Raw genomic sequence first — 1584 nt, forward strand, 5'->3', positions numbered from 1 at the left:
TCCGTTCGTCTCGTGTCTCGGCCTTGACCCTCCGGATTTACCTGAAGGATCAGCCTACTCACTTTCACCAGGACAACCAACGCCTGGCTCACCTAGCCTTCTTCGTCCCCCCATCGCAATACAGTGAGGTACGGGAATATTGACCCGTTTCCCATCGACTACGCCTTTCGGCCTCGCCTTAGGGGCCGACTCACTCTGCTCCGATTGACGTCGAACAGAAACCCTTGGTCTTCCGGCGAGGGAGGTTTTCACTCCCTTTATCGTTACTCATGTCAGCATTCGCACTCGTGATACCTCCAGCATGCCTCTCGACACACCTTCATCGGCGTACACGACGCTCCTCTACCGCTCGTCATTCGACGAACCCGTAGCTTCGGCACCTGGTTTAGCCCCGTTACATCTTCCGCGCAGGCCGACTCGACTAGTGAGCTATTACGCTTTCTTTAAAGGATGGCTGCTTCTAAGCCAACCTCCTAGCTGTCTAAGCCTTCCCACATCGTTTCCCACTTAACCAGAATTTGGGGGCCTTAGCTGACGGTCTGGGTTGTTTCCCTTTTCACAACGGACGTTAGCACCCGCTGTGTGTCTCCCACGCTGCACTCACCGGTATTCGGAGTTTGCCTCGGTTTGGTAACCCGGGATGGGCCCCTAGCCGAAACAGTGCTCTACCCCCGGCGGTGATACGTGAGGCGCTACCTAAATAGCTTTCGAGGAGAACCAGCTATCTCCGGGCTTGATTAGCCTTTCACTCCGATCCACAGCTCATCCGAATCTTTTTCAACAGATCCCGGTTCGAGCCTCCAGTTGATGTTACTCAACCTTCACTCTGGCCATGGATAGATCGCCCGGTTTCGGGTCTATTTCCAGCGACTGGTCGCCCAGTTAAGACTCGGTTTCCCTACGCCTCCCCTATACGGTTAAGCTCGCCACTGAAAATAAGTCGCTGACCCATTATACAAAAGGTACGCGGTCACCCCACGAAGGGGCTCCCACTGCTTGTACGCACACGGTTTCAGGGTCTATTTCACTCCCCTCTCCGGGGTTCTTTTCGCCTTTCCCTCACGGTACTGGTTCACTATCGGTCAGCCAGGAGTATTTAGCCTTGGAGGATGGTCCCCCCGTCTTCAGTCAAGGTTTCACGTGCCCCGACCTACTCGATTTCACGGGATCAGGTTTTCGGCTACGGGGCTATCACCCTGTATCGCTGAGCTTCCCAGCTCATTCGCCTAACCAGTCACCCGCTTAAGGGCTAGTCCCCGTTCGCTCGCCGCTACTGGGGGAATCTCGGTTGATTTCTTTTCCTCGGGGTACTTAGATGTTTCAGTTCCCCCGGTTCGCCTCCGATACCTATGGATTCAGTATCGGATACTCAGGTTACCCTGAGTGGGTTTCCCCATTCGGAAATGCCCGGGTCGCAGGTTGTTTGCCACCTCGCCGAGCCTTATCGCAGGCTTCCACGTCCTTCATCGCCTCTGGCTGCCAAGGCATCCACCGTGTGCGCTTCATCGCTTGACCATATAACCCCAAGGGGTCTGGTGCGATGACACAACGATTGCCGGATACGCTTGAGTCGTATCAAGTTGT

At 55.1% G+C, this 1584-nt stretch carries 1 rRNA gene (cut by a window edge); it reads right to left on the reverse strand.

The features are described 5' to 3' along the window. A 23S ribosomal RNA gene (locus KGQ91_RS02305) occupies window positions 1–1515 on the reverse strand; it reaches 1171 nt to the left of the window's first position. Between the last annotated feature and the right edge of the window lie 69 nt (window positions 1516–1584).

Source organism: Modicisalibacter tunisiensis (assembly GCF_020148005.1).
Lineage (GTDB): Bacteria > Pseudomonadota > Gammaproteobacteria > Pseudomonadales > Halomonadaceae > Modicisalibacter > Modicisalibacter tunisiensis.